Annotated in this window: 17 protein-coding genes; 12 read left to right on the top strand and 5 right to left on the bottom strand. The window is 65.1% G+C overall.

Translation table 11 applies throughout. The features are described 5' to 3' along the window. Positions 1 to 4 precede the first annotated feature (4 nt). Positions 5 to 529, top strand: coding sequence for a permease (locus tag CH274_RS28025; RefSeq protein ID WP_094659625.1), 525 nt, complete (start codon positions 5 to 7; stop codon positions 527 to 529). A gap of 3 nt (positions 530 to 532) precedes the next feature. On the opposite strand, the gene CH274_RS28020 is transcribed toward CH274_RS28025, so the two are convergent. Continuing rightward, positions 533 to 1,012 carry a winged helix-turn-helix domain-containing protein gene (locus tag CH274_RS28020; protein ID WP_094659496.1) on the bottom strand — a complete coding sequence of 160 codons (480 nt, stop codon included), beginning with the start codon at positions 1,010 to 1,012 and terminating at the stop codon, positions 533 to 535. 163 nt (positions 1,013 to 1,175) lie between these two features. Between CH274_RS28020 and CH274_RS28015 the strand changes: the two genes are divergently transcribed. Then, positions 1,176 to 1,691, top strand: a complete 516-nt coding sequence (locus CH274_RS28015; protein ID WP_094659624.1) for a GNAT family N-acetyltransferase — start codon at positions 1,176 to 1,178, stop codon at positions 1,689 to 1,691. On the opposite strand, the gene map is transcribed toward CH274_RS28015, so the two are convergent. Continuing rightward, on the bottom strand, positions 1,692 to 2,459 hold the full coding sequence (gene map, locus CH274_RS28010; protein ID WP_094659495.1) for a type I methionyl aminopeptidase: 768 nt from the start codon (positions 2,457 to 2,459) through the stop codon (positions 1,692 to 1,694). A gap of 51 nt (positions 2,460 to 2,510) precedes the next feature. Continuing rightward, positions 2,511 to 3,383, bottom strand: a complete 873-nt coding sequence (locus CH274_RS28005) for a formylglycine-generating enzyme family protein (protein WP_179275882.1) — start codon at positions 3,381 to 3,383, stop codon at positions 2,511 to 2,513. 47 nt (positions 3,384 to 3,430) lie between these two features. Between CH274_RS28005 and CH274_RS28000 the strand changes: the two genes are divergently transcribed. From CH274_RS28000 to fgd, 8 genes are all read left to right on the top strand, one after another. Continuing rightward, positions 3,431 to 4,792: a sulfatase family protein gene (locus CH274_RS28000; RefSeq protein ID WP_094659494.1), complete on the top strand. Its 1,362-nt coding sequence runs from the start codon at positions 3,431 to 3,433 to the stop codon at positions 4,790 to 4,792. Between the two features lie 62 nt (positions 4,793 to 4,854). Next, complete coding sequence (stf0, locus tag CH274_RS27995; RefSeq protein ID WP_094659493.1) at positions 4,855 to 5,646, top strand: trehalose 2-sulfotransferase; 792 nt, start codon at positions 4,855 to 4,857, stop codon at positions 5,644 to 5,646. Next, positions 5,643 to 6,557 (top strand): sulfate adenylyltransferase subunit CysD, encoded by a 915-nt coding sequence (gene cysD / locus CH274_RS27990; RefSeq protein WP_094659492.1) that lies wholly within the window; start codon positions 5,643 to 5,645, stop codon positions 6,555 to 6,557. Before stf0 ends, cysD begins: the two co-directional genes overlap by 4 nt. Next, positions 6,557 to 8,428: an adenylyl-sulfate kinase gene (gene cysC / locus CH274_RS27985; RefSeq protein ID WP_094659491.1), complete on the top strand. Its 1,872-nt coding sequence runs from the start codon at positions 6,557 to 6,559 to the stop codon at positions 8,426 to 8,428. The genes cysD and cysC overlap by 1 nt, the downstream gene beginning before the upstream one ends. A 34-nt stretch (positions 8,429 to 8,462) precedes the next feature. Then, complete coding sequence (locus CH274_RS27980; RefSeq protein WP_094659490.1) at positions 8,463 to 9,155, top strand: GNAT family N-acetyltransferase; 693 nt, start codon at positions 8,463 to 8,465, stop codon at positions 9,153 to 9,155. A gap of 69 nt (positions 9,156 to 9,224) precedes the next feature. Next, a complete protein-coding gene (locus CH274_RS27975) occupies positions 9,225 to 9,545 on the top strand; it encodes a hypothetical protein (protein WP_082073910.1) in 321 nt (106 codons plus the stop codon). Then, on the top strand, positions 9,542 to 9,874 hold the full coding sequence (locus CH274_RS27970; protein ID WP_094659489.1) for a YidH family protein: 333 nt from the start codon (positions 9,542 to 9,544) through the stop codon (positions 9,872 to 9,874). The genes CH274_RS27975 and CH274_RS27970 overlap by 4 nt, the downstream gene beginning before the upstream one ends. A 64-nt stretch (positions 9,875 to 9,938) precedes the next feature. Then, entirely contained in the window at positions 9,939 to 10,952 is a 1,014-nt protein-coding gene (fgd, locus tag CH274_RS27965; RefSeq protein ID WP_094659488.1) for a glucose-6-phosphate dehydrogenase (coenzyme-F420), read from the top strand. Positions 10,953 to 10,964: 12 nt separating this feature from the next. On the opposite strand, the gene CH274_RS27960 is transcribed toward fgd, so the two are convergent. After that, the gene (locus CH274_RS27960; protein WP_032393754.1) at positions 10,965 to 11,477 is read right to left on the bottom strand and encodes a nitroreductase/quinone reductase family protein; all 513 of its coding nucleotides are present in this window, start codon (positions 11,475 to 11,477) and stop codon (positions 10,965 to 10,967) included. 94 nt (positions 11,478 to 11,571) lie between these two features. Here CH274_RS27960 and pta point away from each other — a divergent pair, with 94 nt between their 5' ends. Together pta and CH274_RS27950 are read left to right on the top strand one after the other, a co-directional pair. After that, positions 11,572 to 13,692, top strand: a complete 2,121-nt coding sequence (pta, locus tag CH274_RS27955; RefSeq protein ID WP_176459345.1) for a phosphate acetyltransferase — start codon at positions 11,572 to 11,574, stop codon at positions 13,690 to 13,692. Beyond that, the gene (locus tag CH274_RS27950) at positions 13,689 to 14,876 is read left to right on the top strand and encodes an acetate kinase (RefSeq protein ID WP_094659487.1); all 1,188 of its coding nucleotides are present in this window, start codon (positions 13,689 to 13,691) and stop codon (positions 14,874 to 14,876) included. The genes pta and CH274_RS27950 overlap by 4 nt, the downstream gene beginning before the upstream one ends. A 13-nt stretch (positions 14,877 to 14,889) precedes the next feature. Here CH274_RS27950 and CH274_RS27945 read toward each other — a convergent pair whose 3' ends face one another. Next, positions 14,890 to 17,295, bottom strand: a complete 2,406-nt coding sequence (locus CH274_RS27945; protein ID WP_052049229.1) for a serine/threonine-protein kinase — start codon at positions 17,293 to 17,295, stop codon at positions 14,890 to 14,892. Positions 17,296 to 17,301: the final 6 nt, after the last annotated feature.

Here is a 17,301-nt window from a genome sequence, read left to right as displayed (position 1 = left end):
CGTCATGACTGCCGATCCGACCACGCCCGCACCGTCGACCAGTTCGGCGAACTGGAAGCGGCGAGGCATTCTCGTCGGAGCCGGCATCGTCCTGCTGTTGATTGCCTACTTCATCCTCGCGGCGTTCCTTCCTCGCTGGTGGAGTCTGCGAGTGGAGACTCTTGCCGATCGCACGTTCACCAAGGGCATTCTGTGGGGGCTGTTGTTCGGCATCGTCTGCACGTTCTTGCCGCTGGTGTTCTTCTGGAGCGCCTGGACGGTCCGCAAGGGAAGAGCGGGCAAGCAGCTCGCCATCGGATCGGTCATCCTCGCCGTCGTCACAGCGATACCGAACCTGTTGACCCTCACGATCGTTCTCGGCACCAGCAACGCCGCTCATGCCGGTGAGCGCACTCTGGACACCAGTGCGCCGGGTTTCCGCGGTGCGACGGCACTCGGCGCGATCATCGCTGTGGTTCTCGTTGCTCTGTTGGTATTCGTGGTGGTGCGTCGAAACCGTCGACGGAGAGCTGTCGCTCTGTCGCAGTGACGGTCAGGCGCTGCGCAATATGGTCGGTTCGGTGATGACGCGGATTCCCGGTTCCGGGTCGAAGCGGTAGCCGGTTCCCCGGACGGTGGTGATCAAACGACCGAAGTGTCCGAGTTTGGTTCGAACCCGCGACAGATGAACGTCGACGCTGCGTCCGCCGTCCGACGTGCTCAGTTCGGATCGTCCGACCACGACCCGGGGGTGTCGGGCCAGGTAGGCGAAGATCTCGAACTCGGTGTGACTGAGCCTCACGCTCTTGCCGCTCAGTATCACGTCACGGGCGGGCAGGTCGATCACCAGTGGCGCATTCAGCTCGTTTGCTTGTACATCGAAGCGCGTGAGGATCTTTGCGTGCGGCGCGAAACCTTTGGTGACACTGCGCAGGGCCTCGGCCAGTGCGTGCAACTGTGGCCGGGTCAATCCATGCAGGGACGACGTTCCGGAATCGGAGATACGAACAACGACGGTGGCTTCGGTGGTCATGGCCGGAGAACTCCTGTGACGAGGGTGTGCTGCGGATACTGGGTCGAGTGGTCAGCGATGGCAGCGACAGTTCTCGTTCACGGTCACAGAATGATCGTCCACGAGCCGATTCGCCATGGATCTGCTCACCGTGATTGCAATGGTTGACCCGACGATCCCGGGCATGCTGCGATCGGGCGTGACCGATGTATGCCAACCACGAACCGAACTCGAGATCCACGCCGTCGACTGGGATCATCCCGACGCCGCAACCCTGCGTGCGGCGATGGCCGCCGAGGTGGGTCCCCGCTACGCCGACCGAGCCGCTCTGATGTCGAAGAGCCAGGCCAACGCCGTCGACGAGAGCACCGTGCACCGGACGTTCGTCGTGTATCGCCGTGACTCGGAGGGCTCGGAGCAGGCCGTCGGACATGCAGCGCTGCGGTGGAACGGATCCGATCTCGAGCTCAAACGCATGTTCGTGCACCCCGACCATCGCGGTACGGGAGTATCGAGCGCACTTCTGGTGGCCTCGGAGAACTCCGCCCGGGAGCAGGGTCTGCCGCGGCTGATATTGCAGACCGGAGACCGACAGCCCGATGCGGTGCGGCTGTACGAGAAGAGCGGCTACACCCGAATTCCGATCTTCCCTCCCTACGAGGTGCTGCCCTTCTCGAACACCTTCGAGAAACGTCTGTAGCTACGCGCGCAGTGTCATGATCTCGGCACCGTCATCGGTGATGATCACGGTGTGCTCGCTGTGCGCGGTGCGGCATCCCGTCGTGCTGCGCAGCGTCCATCCGTCTGCGTCGGTGACGAGTTCATCGGTGTCTTCCATGATCCACGGCTCGAGTGCCAGCATCAGGCCGGGCCGGAGGCCGTAGCCGCGGCCCGGGCGTCCGTTGTTGGACACGTGCGGGTCCTGATGCATGGTGGACCCGATACCGTGGCCGCCGAACTGCATGTTGATCGGGTAGCCCGCCTCGCGAAGGACCGTGCCGATGGCGTGCGAGATGTCGCCGATCTTGTTTCCCGGACGAGCCGCGGCGATTCCTGCGGCCAACGCTCGTTCGGTGGCGTCGATCATGGCGGCATCTTCTTTTCGGGCTTCGCCGACTACGAAGCTGACGGCGGAGTCCGCTGCGACGCCGTCGAGGACCACGGCGAGATCGAGCGTCAACAGATCGCCGTCGCTCAGGGCGTAATCGTGTGGAAGGCCGTGTAGCACAGCGTCGTTGACGGAGGTGCAGATGTAGTGACCGAACGGTCCGCGACCGAAGGACGGCGCGTAGTCGACGTAGCAGGACGTCGCTCCGGCTCCTTCGATGATCTCCTTGGTCCACCGGTCGATCTCGAGCAGATTGGTGCCGACTGTGGCGCGTTCTCTGACGGTGTCGAGAATCTCGGCGACCAAAGCGCCCGATCTGCGTGCGAGGGGGATCTTGCTGGGCGGGAGAATTTCGATCATGGGGTACCTTTCGGAGTTTTGTGTGATAACTATACCGGTATAGCTATACCGCTATTTCGTCGTGCTGCAGACCCGGAAGCCGATGTGACCACTGGACGTGTCCTCGGACGCTCCCGAGCGCGCCGACGTGCGATACCGACTGCAGTAGCTCTCGTGGCACAGGTGGGATCCGCCGCGGATCACCCCGCGCAGGTCGCGGCGGGATGCGTCGAACACCCCTGTCGTCCACTCCCAGACATTTCCGGTGCATTCGAACAGCCCGTACGCGTTGGCGTCGAATTTCTTCGTAGCGCAGGTGTACACGGTGTCGGACGCAGAGCCGGGAAAGTCGTCGCGCCAGGTGTTCATCCGAGAGAGATCCGGTTCGCTTCCCCACGGGAACGGTTGTTGCTCCAGTCCGCCCCTCGCCGCGAACTCCCACTGCGCCTCGGTCGGCAGTGCTGTTCCGGACCACGCGCAGAATGCCGCGGCGTCGCTTCTGGACACATGGGTCACCGGGTGATCGGGCAGGTCGCGGACCGCGTCGATCAACGACTGCGGCCCGGCCGGTGCCCTCCAGTTCGCCCCGGGAACCACGCGCCACCAGGGGGTCTGTGGAACGACGGGCGACCGGTCCGCAGCGGGCAGGGTGCCGGCGAACACGAGAGAATCTCCGAAGTTCTCGGCGTCGGTGACGAACCCGGTGGCGTCGACGAATGCCGCGAACTCGCGCACCGTCACCGTGGTGACACCGATCGAGAAGCTCTCGACGGAGACCTGTCGCACCGGTCCCTCCAGGTCTTCGGGATAGCTGAGTGGATCGTCGCTGCCCATCAGGAAAGTCGTTCCGTTCAGGTCCACCATCGCCGGGGGTGCACCGGACCTCGACATGCTGGTCGGGGCACCGACGCTCCCGTTGCGATCGGGTGTGCAGCATGCGGGCATGTCATCATGATCGCATCCTGCTTCGAACGATGTGCTAGGCAATAACAATGAGTGAAGAGAACGTCCTGATTGTTCACTGGCACGATCTGGGGCGTCATCTGGGCGCTTACGGGGTGCGCTCGGTGTCGAGTCCACGCGTCGATGCGCTTGCCGCCGAGGGCATCCTGTTCACCCGCGCACATGCCACCGCGCCACTGTGCTCGCCGTCGCGGGGCTCGCTGTTCACCGGCCGCTACCCACAGAGCAACGGGCTCGTCGGCTTGGCTCACCACGGCTGGGAATATCGTCCTGGAGTCCGGACACTGCCTGCCTTGCTCGGTGAATCAGGTTGGCAAACAACGCTGTTCGGCATGCAGCACGAAACCTCGTTTCCTGCCAGATTGGGATTCGAGACGTTCGATGTGTCCAATTCGTACTGCGAGTACGTCGTGGAGAAGGCGGACGAGTGGCTGCGTGAGGATCGCACCCGGCCCTTTCTGCTGACGGCAGGCTTCTTCGAGACGCACCGGCCCTACCCGCGGGAGCGGTACACCCCGGTCGACGCCTCGTCGATCGAGGTTCCGCACTACCTGCCGGACACTCCGGAGGTCCGCGCCGATCTGGCCGAATTCCACGGGTCGGTCGAGGTTGCGGATACTGCGGTGGGGGAGCTGCTCGACACGCTCGCCGAGACGGGGCTCGACGAGAGCACCTGGGTGGTGTTCATGACCGACCACGGCCCGGCCTTTCCGCGCGCGAAGTCGACTCTGTACGAGGCGGGCACCGGAATCGCCATGATCGTCCGCCCGCCGAAGTCGCGCGGACTGCAACCGAAGGTGTACGACGAGTTGTTCAGTGGGGTCGATCTCGTGCCGACGCTGTTGGATCTGCTGGGGGTGCCGGTACCCGATGAGGTGCAGGGCCTTTCGCACGCAGCGCAGCTGACCGGTGATCCTGCGGTGGCCCGCGACCAGGTCTTCACGTCGAAGACGTACCACGATTCGTTCGACCCCATCAGGGCCGTGCGGACCAAGGATCACAGCTACATCGAGAACTACACCGATCGTCCCGAGCTGGATCTGCCGTGGGACATCGAGGAGAGCCCGTCCGGTCAGGCGGTTGCCGGTGCCGTGGCCGGTCCGAGAGCACGAACGGAGCTGTACGACCTGCGCACCGACCCGGGGGAAACCGTCAACGTATACGGCGACCCGGCGTATCGCACTGTTGCCGAGGATCTGGCGATGCGATTGCACACCTGGCGTGAGTACACCAAGGACGTGATTCCATCGGACTTCGTCGGTACGCGCATCTCCGATCGTTACACGCAGGACTACGTCGTCGTGCACGGGCTGAAGCCGACGTCTCGTTCTCCGCTCAGTTCCGAGCGAGGAATCGACACTGCACATGACGGCGAATCAGGCAAGGTTTAAACGCTGCGAGATCGAAATAGCCTGTTGCGCGCGGTTGTTGGAGTTCGTTTACGCTCTCGTCCATGAGCGAACCTCCACGTTCCTATCTGGTGCTTGCAACGCAGCGCAGTGGCAGCACCCTGCTGGTCGAATCGTTGCGCGCAACGGGTGTAGCGGGCGAACCTGCCGAGTTCTTCCAGTACCTGCCGAAGACGTCGTTGGCACCGCAACCGCGTGAATGGTTCGCCGGTGTCGAGGACGAGTCGATCCTGCGCCTGCTCGCGCCGCTGGTACCGGGCACGCCGGCTACCGAGACCGCCGTGCAGTGGCGGGATCGCATCCGCGCAGCCGGGCGCAGTGACAACGGCGTCTGGGGCGGCAAACTGATGTGGAACCAAACACCGCTGCTCACCGGCTGGGCCGACGCACTACCCGATCGATCGGGCGAGGATCTGCTCTCGGCCATTCACGACGTCGTCGACGACGATGTTCTTCTCGTGCATGTCAGGCGCGAAGACACTGTGGCGCAGGCGGTATCGATGTGGAGGGCGGTGCAGACCCAGGTGTGGCGCGGCAGCGCCGATCCCGAGGTCGATGCTCGTGCCGAGTACAACGCCGACGGAATCGCACATCTGCATCGAATCCTCGTCGAGCAGGAGAGATCCTGGAACAGATGGTTCGCCGACGCCGGTGTCGAGCCCCTCGAGATCGGCTTCCGCGAGCTGGCGTCCGACACCACCGCGCAGGTTGGACGAGTGCTCGACGCTGTCGGGCTCGATCCAGCGCTTGCTCCGCCGCCCGCCCTGAAGAGGCAGGGAAACAGTCGCTCCGACGAATGGATAGAGCGCTACATGGCCGAAAGGGTGAGCGCATGACCACGAGTGTCGACACTGTCGACGAGCTCCGAATACTCGAAGCCGAATCCGTGCACATCATTCGCGAAGTGGTCGCCGAACTCGAGCGGCCCGTCCTGTTGTTCTCTGCGGGCAAGGACTCGATCGTATTGCTTCGATTGGCAGAGAAAGCGTTTCGGCCATCACCGCTGCCCTTCCCGGTACTGCACGTCGACACGGGACACAACTTCCCCGAGGTCATCGAATTTCGAGATCGACGGGTCAGGAGTTCGGGTCACAAACTGATCGTGGCGTCCGTGCAGGACTCGATCGACCGTGGCCGTTCGACCGAGGTCGGCGGACCCAATGCATCACGCAACCGCCTTCAGACGCGCACCCTCCTCGATGCCTTGGAAGAGGGCCGGTACGACGCTGCCTTCGGGGGTGCTCGACGCGACGAGGAACGGGCTCGTGCGAAAGAGCGAGTGCTCAGCTTCCGCGACGAGTTCGGCCAATGGGACCCGAGGGCGCAGCGACCCGAACCCTGGTCGCTGTACAACGGGCGGATCCGCCGTGGTGAACAGGTACGCGTCTTCCCGCTGAGCAACTGGACCGAGCTCGACATCTGGCGCTACATCGAACTCGAAGGTCTCGAGCTTCCGTCCATCTACTTCGCGCACGAGCGAGAGGTGTTCGAGCGGGACGGGATCCTGCTCAGCACATCGAAATTCACCTCGCCCACCGAGCACGAGCGAGCCTCGACGGAATGGGTGCGCTACCGCACCGTCGGCGACCTGACGATCACCGGAGCCGTGCGCTCGCACGCAACCGACATAGCCGGCGTCATCGGAGAGATCTCCGCGGCGACGGTATCCGAGCGGGGAGAAACCCGCGCCGACGACCGAACGTCGGTGGCGGCGATGGAAGACCGCAAGCGCGAGGGGTACTTCTGATGACACGTCAACTTCTGCGCCTGGCGACGGCAGGGTCGGTCGACGACGGCAAGAGCACGCTGATCGGGCGACTGATGTTCGATACCGACAGCCTGCCGCTCGACCACTTGGACGCGGTCACCAAGGACGGTGTCGCCGACCTCGCAGCACTGTCCGACGGGTTGCGTGCCGAACAGGAGCAGGGCATCACGATCGATGTGGCGTACCGCTTCTTCTCCACCGAATCGCGAAGTTACATCCTGGCCGACACACCTGGTCACGAGCGGTACACCCGAAACATGTTCACCGGTGCGTCGACAGCAGACGTCGCAGTTCTGCTCGTCGACGCGCGAGCCGGGGTGCTGCGTCAAACCCGGAGGCATGCACGGATTTCGACGTTGCTCGGCGTCGAACACCTGGTTGCCGCCGTGAACAAGATCGACCTCGTCGGCTACGGCCAGGATCGATTCCGCGAGGTGGAAGCCGAGCTTCGGCTCCTGGCCGAACGCCTGGGCGGCGTCGAGCTGACGGTGATCCCAGTGGCAGCCAAGGATGGCGACAACGTGGTGCACCGGTCGGCGAGCACGCCCTGGTACAGCGGACCTACACTGCTCGAACATCTCGAGGGCATCGAGTTGGCCGCTCCTGCAGCCGATCCCGTCGAGGTGCGTCTGCCGATTCAGTGGGTGTCGCGGCCGACCGCAGGAGAACGACGTAGGTACACCGGCAGGTTGTCGGCCGGAACGCTGTCCGTCGGCGACGAGGTGGTGGCGCTCCCGTCGGGATCTCGTTCCACGGTGACCGGACTCGACACCTTGGACGATGATCGAACGACTGCCGTTGCACCACTGTCCGTTTCGGTCGAGCTCGCCGACGACATCGACATCGGCCGGGGCGACGTCCTGGTGAGCGGTGCCGATGGGGCACACGAGCCGGTGCTCGCGCGGGAGATCGACGCAACGGTGTGCTGGTTCGGCTCGACTCCGCTGCGTGCCGGGGACCGCGTGTCGCTCAAACACACCGCCAGGACAGTCCGTGCGACTGTGCAGGCCTTGCACTCCAGGCTCGATCCGGAAACGCTGGACGAGAAGGATTCACCAGTCGAGCTGTCGCTCAACGACATCGGTACCGTGACTCTCCGAACGTCTTCGGTGATCGTGGCCGATCCCTACCTGGGCAACCGAGATGCCGGTGCGTTCATCCTGATCGACGAATCCTCGAACGACACAGTCGGTGCGGGCACCATCGCCGAGGCGAGGGAAGTCAAACCGGGCGAGCAGACCCGTAACGACATCAAGTGGCATCCCTCGGCGCTCGATCGCGCACACCGCTGGGGCGCAACGGGGCAGAGCGGAGCAACCGTCTGGTTCACCGGTCTGCCGGCCTCGGGCAAATCGACGGTGGCGGTTGCGCTCGAACGTGCGTTGGTCGAATCGGGCCGCACCGCATACCTTCTCGACGGTGACAACGTGCGCCACGGACTGTCGGACGATCTCGGCTTCAGCCCGGGCGACCGAGCCGAGAACATCCGTCGCGTCGGGCACCTGACCCGATTGCTGGCCGACGCCGGTGTGGTGGCCATCGCCTCGCTCGTGTCGCCGCTGGAATCGGATCGCGCTATCGCTCGGGCGCTGAACGACGCAGCGAAGCTCCCGTTCGTCGAGGTTGCCGTCAGCACTCCGTTGGAAGAATGCGAGCGCCGCGATCCCAAAGGCCTGTACGCCCGCGCTCGGGCCGGCGAACTGAAGGGGCTGACAGGCATCGACGCGCCGTACGAAGCGCCGGCCAACCCGGACTTGACCATCGACACCACGGGAGCCGACATCGACGATCTGGTTCGGAGGGTGTTGACGGTGCTCGAGGATCACGAACAACGACGGGACACCCGATAGGGCCACTCCGAACACCCGTGAAATCCTGACTGTCGTGTTCGCTCACCCGCTCGACGATCCCATCCGAAATTCTCTCGACGGCGCGTTGGCGCGGTTCGCCGTCAGCCGCGGACGGATCGTGCGGGCCGATCCCGAGGTGTCTCCGTTCCTGGTGCACCCCGATGTGCTCGAGTCCCAGGACTGGGACGATATCGCCGCCCTGTTCGGGCCACGCACCGTCGTAGGGCTGAACGGTCCGGTACGCGCACTGCCCGAGGGCTGGTCTCACGTGGAGACCTTCGGCTTGGTGCAGCTGGTCGGCACGCATCTCGAGACGCGGCCCTTCGCCGAGGCGGTCGAGCTGACGGCCGCGGACGTCCCGGAGATGCTCGATCTGGTCGGCCGCACCGAGCCGGGACCGTTCCTGCCCCGCACCATCGAACTCGGCACGTACCTCGGTGTTCGACGCGATGGCGCACTGATCGCGATGGCGGGCGAGCGCATGCACCCTCCGGGGTGGACGGAGATCAGCGCGGTCTGCACCGACCCGGCCTTCCGCGGACAGGGTCTGGCGACGGATCTGGTTCGCGCGGTCGGTCACGGCATTCGCGCCCGCGGTGAGGAGCCGTTCCTGCATGCGTCGGACGCGAACGTGCGCGCCATCGAGCTCTACTTGTCCATCGGGTTCGAGTTGCGTCGAACCTCGCAGCTGACGTTGGTCCGTACGCCCGCGCCGAACTCGGGATAGGTTCCGAAATTCGCTGTTGCGCGCTCTGAGCCCGAAGGCATACCGTTACCTGTGCGAACAAATCGGGATGTGATCTACGACGACGGATTGGTCCGTCTCGACGAGGCAGGCGTCACCCTGAGGTACTACTACTTCCCCTTCGCCACGAAGAAGTTCGTGCCCTACGGCAGGATTCGCGCGGTCGATACCGCTGTTCTCGGCAACTGGAACGGGCGGTGGCGGCTGTGGGGTGCGTCCTGGATCGACCAGTGGCTTCCGCTGGACGTGATGCGTCCCAAGAAGGACACTGCAGTGGTGCTCACCATCCGCCGCATCTCGCCGGTCTTCACCCCCGACGATCCTGAATCGGTTGCCCATTTGATTCGCGAGCGCATGACCGCACGGCAGTGACGCGCCCCGACGAGCGGTTCACGCTCGCCAGTGAGCGCACCTTTCTCGCCTGGCTGAGGACGTCGCTCGGGCTCCTGGCCGGCGGAATCGCGATCGTGCACCTGGTTCCCGATTTCAGTACGGGATGGGTTCGGACGACCCTCGGTCTGATTCTCATCGGCCTCGCCGCAGTGGCACCGATCATCGGCCTTCGGCGGTGGCTGCGCGTTCGACATGCTCTGGAGAACGGTGCACCGATGCCCGAGCCGCGGGATCTGTGGATCTTCGCCGTCGGTATCGGCGCGGTGGCGGTGCTGGCGGCGGTGGTCACGGTTCTGGGGATCCAGTAGAGCGTGGCGAACCACCACAGGTGCACAATCGAAGAACTAGGACGACCAACGACAGGAGTTCGGCGTGGCGCAGGGTCTCAAGCTGGGATACAAGGCATCGGCGGAGCAGTTCGGGCCGCGGGAGTTGGTCGAGCTCGGTGTGCTGGCCGAGCAGCACGGTATGGATTCGGCGACGGTCAGTGACCACTTCCAGCCGTGGCGTCACGAGGGTGGCCATGCGCCGTTCTCGCTGGCATGGATGACGGCCGTCGGTGAACGCACCAACACGATCCAGCTCGGAACCTCGGTGCTGACGCCGACGTTCCGCTACAACCCGTCGGTCATCGCGCAGGCGTTCGCGACCATGGGCTGCCTGTATCCCGGACGCATCATGCTCGGTGTGGGTACCGGTGAGGCGCTCAACGAGATCGCCACCGGGTTCACCGGCGAATGGCCGGAGTTCAAGGAACGATTCGCGCGCCTGCGTGAGTCGGTGCGGTTGATGCGTGAGCTGTGGCTCGGCGACCGGGTCGACTTCGAGGGCGAGTACTACACGACCAAGGGCGCGTCGATCTACGACGTCCCCGAGGGCGGCATCCCGGTCTACATCGCCGCAGGCGGACCCGTCGTCGCGCGGTATGCAGGACGTGCGGGCGACGGATTCATCTGCACCTCGGGCAAGGGCATGGAGCTCTACACCGACAAACTGCTTCCCGCGGTGGAAGAGGGCGCGGGCAAGGCCGAGCGCGACGCCGGTGAGATCGACAGGATGATCGAGATCAAGATCAGCTACGACACCGATCCCGAACTGGCGCTGGAGAATTGCCGCTTCTGGGCACCGCTGTCACTGACGCCGGAGCAGAAGCACTCGATCGACGATCCGATCGAGATGGAGAAGGCCGCCGACGAGCTGCCGATCGAACAGGTCGCCAAGCGCTGGATCGTGGCATCGGACCCGGACGAGGCAGTGGAGAAGGTCAAGCAGTACACCGACGCAGGCCTGAACCACCTGGTGTTCCACGCACCGGGCCACGATCAGAAGCGGTTCCTCGAACTGTTCGAGAAGGACCTCGCGCCGCGCCTGCGCACGCTCGGCTGACTCCCGACGAGATCAGCGATCGGCCGTGAGTGCGAACAATCGCATGTCGCGGTCGGTCCTGGTCTCGTATTCGCCGTACACCTCGACCATCGCGTCGAACTGACGGTAGATGCGTGCCTTCTCGTCGCCGGTGATGCGGGTGGCCGTCACCGGAATCTTCTTGCCGCCGATGGCCACGACGGCCTTCGGGTCGGCGAGCAGGTTCGACGTCCACGCCGGGTGGTGCTGCTGACCGAAATTCGATCCGACGACGTAGATCTTGTCGGCCTCCCGGTAGTACAGCAGCGGGCTGGTCCTGGGTTTGCCTGATTTGCGGCCGGTGGTGGTCAGCAACACCACCGGTGCCGCGATGGGGCCGAGGACGGTGAAGCGGCCGTCGGACTTGGTCAGCAACCACCGGTCGACGCCTGCGAGGTTCCTGATGACCCACGAACCGGGCTTCGTCGACGCGAACTTCACGGCGGGCTTGCGGATGAACGAGGTTTCGCTGCCCCAGCGCACATCCGGGAACGGTGATTCGGCCATGGTTCATGGGACAACCCGACCGCGCCCGGTGTCAACACCGCAACCACTGGGCAGGAGTGGAGCCTGCGGAACGACCCCTACTAGGCTGGCGGGCATGGCTGAGCCCAGCGGCACCGACGCGTCGGACATGTATCCCTCGAGCATCTACATCGCGTCACCGGAAGGGGACACCGGGAAGTCGACCATCGCGCTCGGTGTGCTGCAGATGCTCGCCGCGTCCGCGGCCAGGGTTGGGGTGTTTCGTCCCATCGCCCGCTCCACCGACGAGCCGGATTACATCCTCGAGTTGCTCGTCGAGCACACCACCGCAGATCTGACGTACGAGCAGTCGCTCGGTGTCACGTACGAGCAGGTGCACGCCGATGCGGATGCAGCGCTCAGCGAGATCGTCAACCGGTACCACGAGGTGGCCGCTCAGTGCGACGCCGTGGTGATCGTGGGCAGCGACTACACCGACGTCGGCAGTCCCAGTGAGCTCGGTTTCAATGCCCGCATCGCCGTCAATCTCGGTGCCCCCGTGCTGCTTGCGCTGCGCGGGTCCGGTCGCACGCCCGACGAGATCGCGCAGTTGGCCACTCTGTGCCACGGCGAGCTGCGTCAGCATCATGCCCACCTGGCTGCGATCGTGGCCAACCGTTGCGCGCCGGACGATCTCGATGCGGTGACCGACGCCTTGGCGTCGGTCGGCGTGCCTGCGTGGTCGCTGCCGGAGATCCCACTGCTCGTCGCGCCGACGATGGCGGAGCTGCTCGAGGCGGTGGACGGTTCCCTGTACTCCGGTGACTCGTCGCTGCTGCAGCGAGAAGCGTTGCGGGTCATGGTCGGTGGTATGACGGCCGAACACATCCTCGAACGCCTCACCGAGGGCGTCGTCGTCATCGCGCCGGCGGACCGATCGGACGTACTGCTTGCCCTCGTCAATGCCCATGAGGCGGAGGGTTTTCCGTCGCTGGCCGGCATCATCATGAACGGCGGCATCGAACCCCATCCGGCGATCGCTCGTCTGGTGGCAGGACTCGGACCCCGATTGCCGATTCTGACCACCGAGCTCGGCACCTTCGATACCGCCTCCGCTGCAGCGCAGACGCGCGGCCGCGTGGCGGTGGGATCGCAGCGCAAGGTGGACACCGCACTCGGACTGATGGAACAGCGGGTCGACGCGAAAACCCTTCTGGGGCGGCTCGACATCGCCATCCCCACCATCACGACCCCGCAGATGTTCGAGTACCAGCTGATCCACCGAGCCCGCGCCGACCGCAAACACATCGTGCTTCCGGAGGGCGGTGACGATCGCATCCTCCGGGCTGCCGGACGTCTGCTGCAGCGTCAGGTCGCGGACCTGACGATCCTCGGCGAGGAGGGCCCCATTCGACGACGCGCATCGGAACTGGGCGTCGATCTCGACAGCGCTACGGTTCTCGACCCCAAGAACTGCGACTACGCCGAGGACTTCGCCGCCGAGTACACCGAGCTGCGCAAACACAAGGGCATGACGATCGACCGTGCCCGCGAGATCATGGCCGACATCTCGTACTTCGGAACGATGATGGTGCACAAGGGAATTGCCGACGGCATGGTCTCCGGTGCCGCGCACACCACCGCGCACACCATCAAGCCGTCGTTCGAGATCATCAAGACGACCGAGGGCGTGTCTACCGTGTCGTCGATCTTCCTGATGTGCCTGTCCGATCGTGTTCTCGCCTACGGCGACTGCGCCGTCGTACCCGACCCGACGGCCGAGCAACTCGCCGACATCGCCGTGTCCTCCGCGCAGACAGCAGCCCAGTTCGGTATCGAGCCGCGGGTGGCGATGCTGTCGTACTCCACCGGCGAGTCCGGTTCCGGAGCCGATGTCGACAAGGTACGGCAAGCCACAGCACTTGTGCGCGAACGTAATCCGGAACTGCTCGTGGAGGGTCCGATTCAGTACGACGCGGCGATCGAACCGTCCGTCGCCGCGTCGAAGCTGCCCGACTCCGACGTTGCAGGGCGTGCGACGGTGTTCATCTTCCCGGACCTCAACACCGGCAACAACACCTACAAGGCCGTCCAGCGCAGTGCCGGTGCGGTCGCCGTCGGACCCGTTCTGCAGGGCCTGCGCAAGCCCGTCAACGATCTCTCGCGCGGCGCGCTGGTCGAGGACATCGTCAACACCGTCGCCATCACCGCGATTCAGGCACAGGGCATCGCCGCGGCCGATGGGGAGGGCAAGTGAGCATCCTCGTCGTCAACTCCGGCTCGTCCTCGGTCAAGTTCCAACTGGTCGACCCCGGCTCGGGGGAGTCCGTGGCCAGCGGGCTCGTCGAGCGCATCGGTGAGTCCGACGGACGCGTCGAACTCGACCACCGGGGCGAGACCGTCGAGCGAGTCCAGCGCATCGACGATCACGGTGCCGGTCTGGCCCTGGCCTTCGAGATGCTCGCCGACGCAGGCGTCGAACTGGAATCGGTCACCGCCGTCGGGCACCGTGTGGTCCACGGCGGGACGGTCTTCTACCGTCCGACGATCATCGACGACTCCGTCGTGCAACAGATCTCCGATCTGAGCAACCTTGCACCGCTGCACAATCCGCCGAACGTGCTGGGCATCGAGGTCGCCAGGAAGCAACTGCCGAACGTGCCGCACGTGGCCGTGTTCGACACGGCCTTCTTTCATTCCCTGCCCGACGCCGCCGCGACCTACGCCATCGACGCAACCGTCGCTGCCGAGCACGACATTCGGCGCTACGGCTTCCACGGCACCTCGCATCGGTACGTGTCCGAGCAGGTGGCGCAGTTCCTCGGTCGCGACCTCGCCGACATCGACCAGATCGTGCTGCATCTGGGCAACGGTGCCTCGGCCTCGGCCGTCGCAGGGGGCAAGGCGGTCGACACCTCGATGGGACTGACTCCACTCGAAGGGCTCGTGATGGGTACCCGCAGTGGGGATATCGACCCCGGTGTGATCATGCACCTGCGACGCAGTGCGGGCATGAGCGTCGACGACATCGACGACCTGCTCAACCGTCGCTCCGGCCTGATCGGACTGTCCGGGGTCAACGACTTCAGGCAACTGCAGCAGCGCATCGACGACGGGGACGCCTCGGCGCGTCTGGCGTACGAGGTCTACATTCATCGTCTCCGCAAGTACATCGGCGCGTACATGATCGGCTTGGGCAAGCTCGACGCCATCACGTTCACCGCCGGTGTCGGTGAGAACGCCGCAGCGGTGCGTGCGGATGCCCTGGCGAATCTCGAGGGCTTCGGCATCGAGATCGACGCCGAGCGTAATGCGCTGCGCAGCAAGCAGGCTCGGGTGATCTCGACCGACTCCTCTGCCGTCACGGTGTTGGTGGTGCCGACCGACGAGGAGCTGGCGATCGCTCGTGCGGCGGACGACCTCGTCCGAGAAGGCAGCTAGAACAGCGCTGCAGTCAGAAGAGCGACCGTGGTCTGATCGCGTTCGCCAGGTCCACCAGCGAGAAGCGGTGGGCGCGATCGGTGGCGTTGCGGGCCAGTGCGCGAAGGCCCTTCTCGGTGCCGCGCCGCAACCCGTCCTCGGTGAACGGGACGCTGAGAATGGGTTCTCGCTCGGCTGTGGCGGCGTGGCCGGAGACGATCCAGTCCAGGGCCATCGCCAGCACCAGCGTCCGCATCTGCAACGCCCGGCTCTCGGCTTTGGGTAGCAGCGCCACTCGACGTGCTGCAGAACGGAAATCGGCCTCGGACAGCTCGGCTCGCGAGCGGTCCATCAGCAACGTCAACACGCTGGTCATGCGGGCCATGGAGTAGTGCCGCGAGCTGATCGGCACCTGATCGAGCGCGGCGATGGCACCGGTCTGATCGCCGCGGCGCTGCAACTGCCTCGCCAGGCCGAACGCCGAGCTGACGATGCCACGATTGGTTCGCCATACCGCTCGGTAGAGGCCCTCGGCGCGGGCCCGCCACTTCTCGGCTTCCTCCTTGTCGCCCGCGGCCACATGCCCGAGCAGTTCCGACGTGGCTCCGAGAGCGAGCTTGGGCGCGAGTTCGCCGGGCATCGCACCGAGCACGTTGTCGAAATGGGTGAACGCAGAATCGTATTCGTGATGCAGCAGCGCGATCAGGCCCGCGTACCACTGCACCCGCCAGGGGTCGGCAGTGTGGTCGGTCGACTGCACCTTCGCCAGGATGTCGGTTGCATCGACGACGTTCCCGAGATCCAGGTGGGCCTTGACCTCGGCGAGCGTGATCTCGAGGCTCAGTTCCACCGGACTCGACGAACCTGCGGAGCGGCCCGATTCGGCCCCGGCGGTGACGCGTTCGATGCCGTTTCGTTTGGCGTGCTGCAGCGAGTCCAGGGTCTGTCGCGGTTCGACGTGTACGGCCGCCGCCAGCAACGGCGCGCTCGGATCGTTGGGGTCCACCAGTGGAACCGGAAGCGCAGCAACCACTTCGGCGGCCGTCATTCGTTCGTGGCGTACCGTACCGTCCACGTAGGTGTCGGTGCGTCCCACCGACTGCTCGGTGCCGAAGGTCGTACGGGGCGGGCTGAACACCGTCGACAGTCCGGGCCGCTCGACACCTGTCCTGATGGCCAGAATCTCACGCAGCACGCCGGTGGCCTGCCCGGCCAACTCGTCCGCGGATCGGAACCGCCGAGTGGGGTCCTCGTGCGTCGCGCGCAGCAGCAGTCGATGCAACGACGGAAACTGCTGTAGCACTTCGGATTCCTCGGCCGAGGGTAGGCCGTCGAGGTACTTGCCGTTCTTCGACGGCATGTCCAGCGTCAACACCGCGAGTGTGCGGCCGACGGTGAAGATGTCCGACGCCACCGTCGGTCCCGTCTTCACGATCTCCGGTGCCTGATAACCCACCGTGCCGTACAGGTAACCGTAGTCCTCGATGCCCGCGACCGCGCCGAGGTCGATGAGTTTGATCTGGTCGTCGGAGACCATGATGTTCTCCGGTTTGAGGTCGTTGTAGACCAGCCCGATCGAATGCAGATAGCCCAGTGCCGGAAGCACTTCGAGTACGTAGGCCAACGCTTGCTCGACGGGCAGACGGGCACCGTCACCGCAGGCGGTGAGGATGTCGCGCAGCGAACGGCCGCCGACGTATTCCATCACGATGAAGCCGACGGTCGAGCCGTCGCTGCGGGGTTGCTCGACGAAGTTGTAGATCTTCACCACGCCGGGGTGGGCGACCTCGGCGAGGAACTGTCGCTCCGCGACCGCGACCGCGTGCGCCTCTTCGTCCCCGAAATGCAGCAGTCCCTTGAGGACCACCCAGCGGTCACTGACGTTGCGGTCGATGGCGAGGTAGATCCAGCCGAGCCCCCCGTGTGCGATGCAGCCCTGCACGTCGTACTGGCCGACCACGCGATCGCCCGGCTCGAGCAGTGGAGTGAAGTCGAACGTGGCCCCGCAGTGCGGGCAGATACCCATCGCCACGTCGGGCTCACCCGGTTCGCTGCGACCGACCTTGGCATTGCACTTCCAACAGAACCGTTTGTGCTGCGGCACCGTCGGATCCGACATCACTGCGGTGGCAGGATCGATCGGTTCGACGCGAGGCACGTCCACCAGACCGCCGCCGAGTCGTCGCCGAATGCCGGTGCTGCGCGATCGACCGGATCTCGATCGACCCGTCTTGGAGCGGGTGGAAGCGGACTGTGACGCCGTCGATGTCGGGGTCGGATCGCCGACCGTCGACCGCGAGACGGCCTGAGTACGCTCGACGCCGTCCGTTGCCGACACTGCTTGCGTTCTCGACACCGCCCGGGTGCGCTCGCTGTCGTCGGTGCGCGAGACCGCCTGCGTTCGCTCCGCCGGGGCCGTGGGCTGCTGTTCGTCGTCCATGTCCAG

The sequence above is a fragment of the Rhodococcus sp. 06-418-5 genome (assembly GCF_002258285.1).
GTDB lineage: Bacteria > Actinomycetota > Actinomycetes > Mycobacteriales > Mycobacteriaceae > Rhodococcoides.
This window is presented reverse-complemented; position numbering and strand designations above follow the sequence as displayed.

What these genes read in the sequence shown, in the direction of transcription:
- CH274_RS28025 (WP_094659625.1), top strand. Translation starts at nt 5, where the DNA reads ATGACTGCCGATCCGACCACGCCCGCACCGTCGACCAGTTCGGCGAAC.
- CH274_RS28020 (WP_094659496.1), bottom strand. Translation starts at nt 1,012, where the DNA reads ATGACCACCGAAGCCACCGTCGTTGTTCGTATCTCCGATTCCGGAACG.
- CH274_RS28015 (WP_094659624.1), top strand. Translation starts at nt 1,176, where the DNA reads ATGCTGCGATCGGGCGTGACCGATGTATGCCAACCACGAACCGAACTC.
- map (WP_094659495.1), bottom strand. Translation starts at nt 2,459, where the DNA reads ATGATCGAAATTCTCCCGCCCAGCAAGATCCCCCTCGCACGCAGATCG.
- CH274_RS28005 (WP_179275882.1), bottom strand. Translation starts at nt 3,383, where the DNA reads ATGCCCGCATGCTGCACACCCGATCGCAACGGGAGCGTCGGTGCCCCG.
- CH274_RS28000 (WP_094659494.1), top strand. Translation starts at nt 3,431, where the DNA reads ATGAGTGAAGAGAACGTCCTGATTGTTCACTGGCACGATCTGGGGCGT.
- stf0 (WP_094659493.1), top strand. Translation starts at nt 4,855, where the DNA reads ATGAGCGAACCTCCACGTTCCTATCTGGTGCTTGCAACGCAGCGCAGT.
- cysD (WP_094659492.1), top strand. Translation starts at nt 5,643, where the DNA reads ATGACCACGAGTGTCGACACTGTCGACGAGCTCCGAATACTCGAAGCC.
- cysC (WP_094659491.1), top strand. Translation starts at nt 6,557, where the DNA reads ATGACACGTCAACTTCTGCGCCTGGCGACGGCAGGGTCGGTCGACGAC.
- CH274_RS27960 (WP_032393754.1), bottom strand. Translation starts at nt 11,477, where the DNA reads ATGGCCGAATCACCGTTCCCGGATGTGCGCTGGGGCAGCGAAACCTCG.
- pta (WP_176459345.1), top strand. Translation starts at nt 11,572, where the DNA reads ATGGCTGAGCCCAGCGGCACCGACGCGTCGGACATGTATCCCTCGAGC.
- CH274_RS27945 (WP_052049229.1), bottom strand. Translation starts at nt 17,295, where the DNA reads ATGGACGACGAACAGCAGCCCACGGCCCCGGCGGAGCGAACGCAGGCG.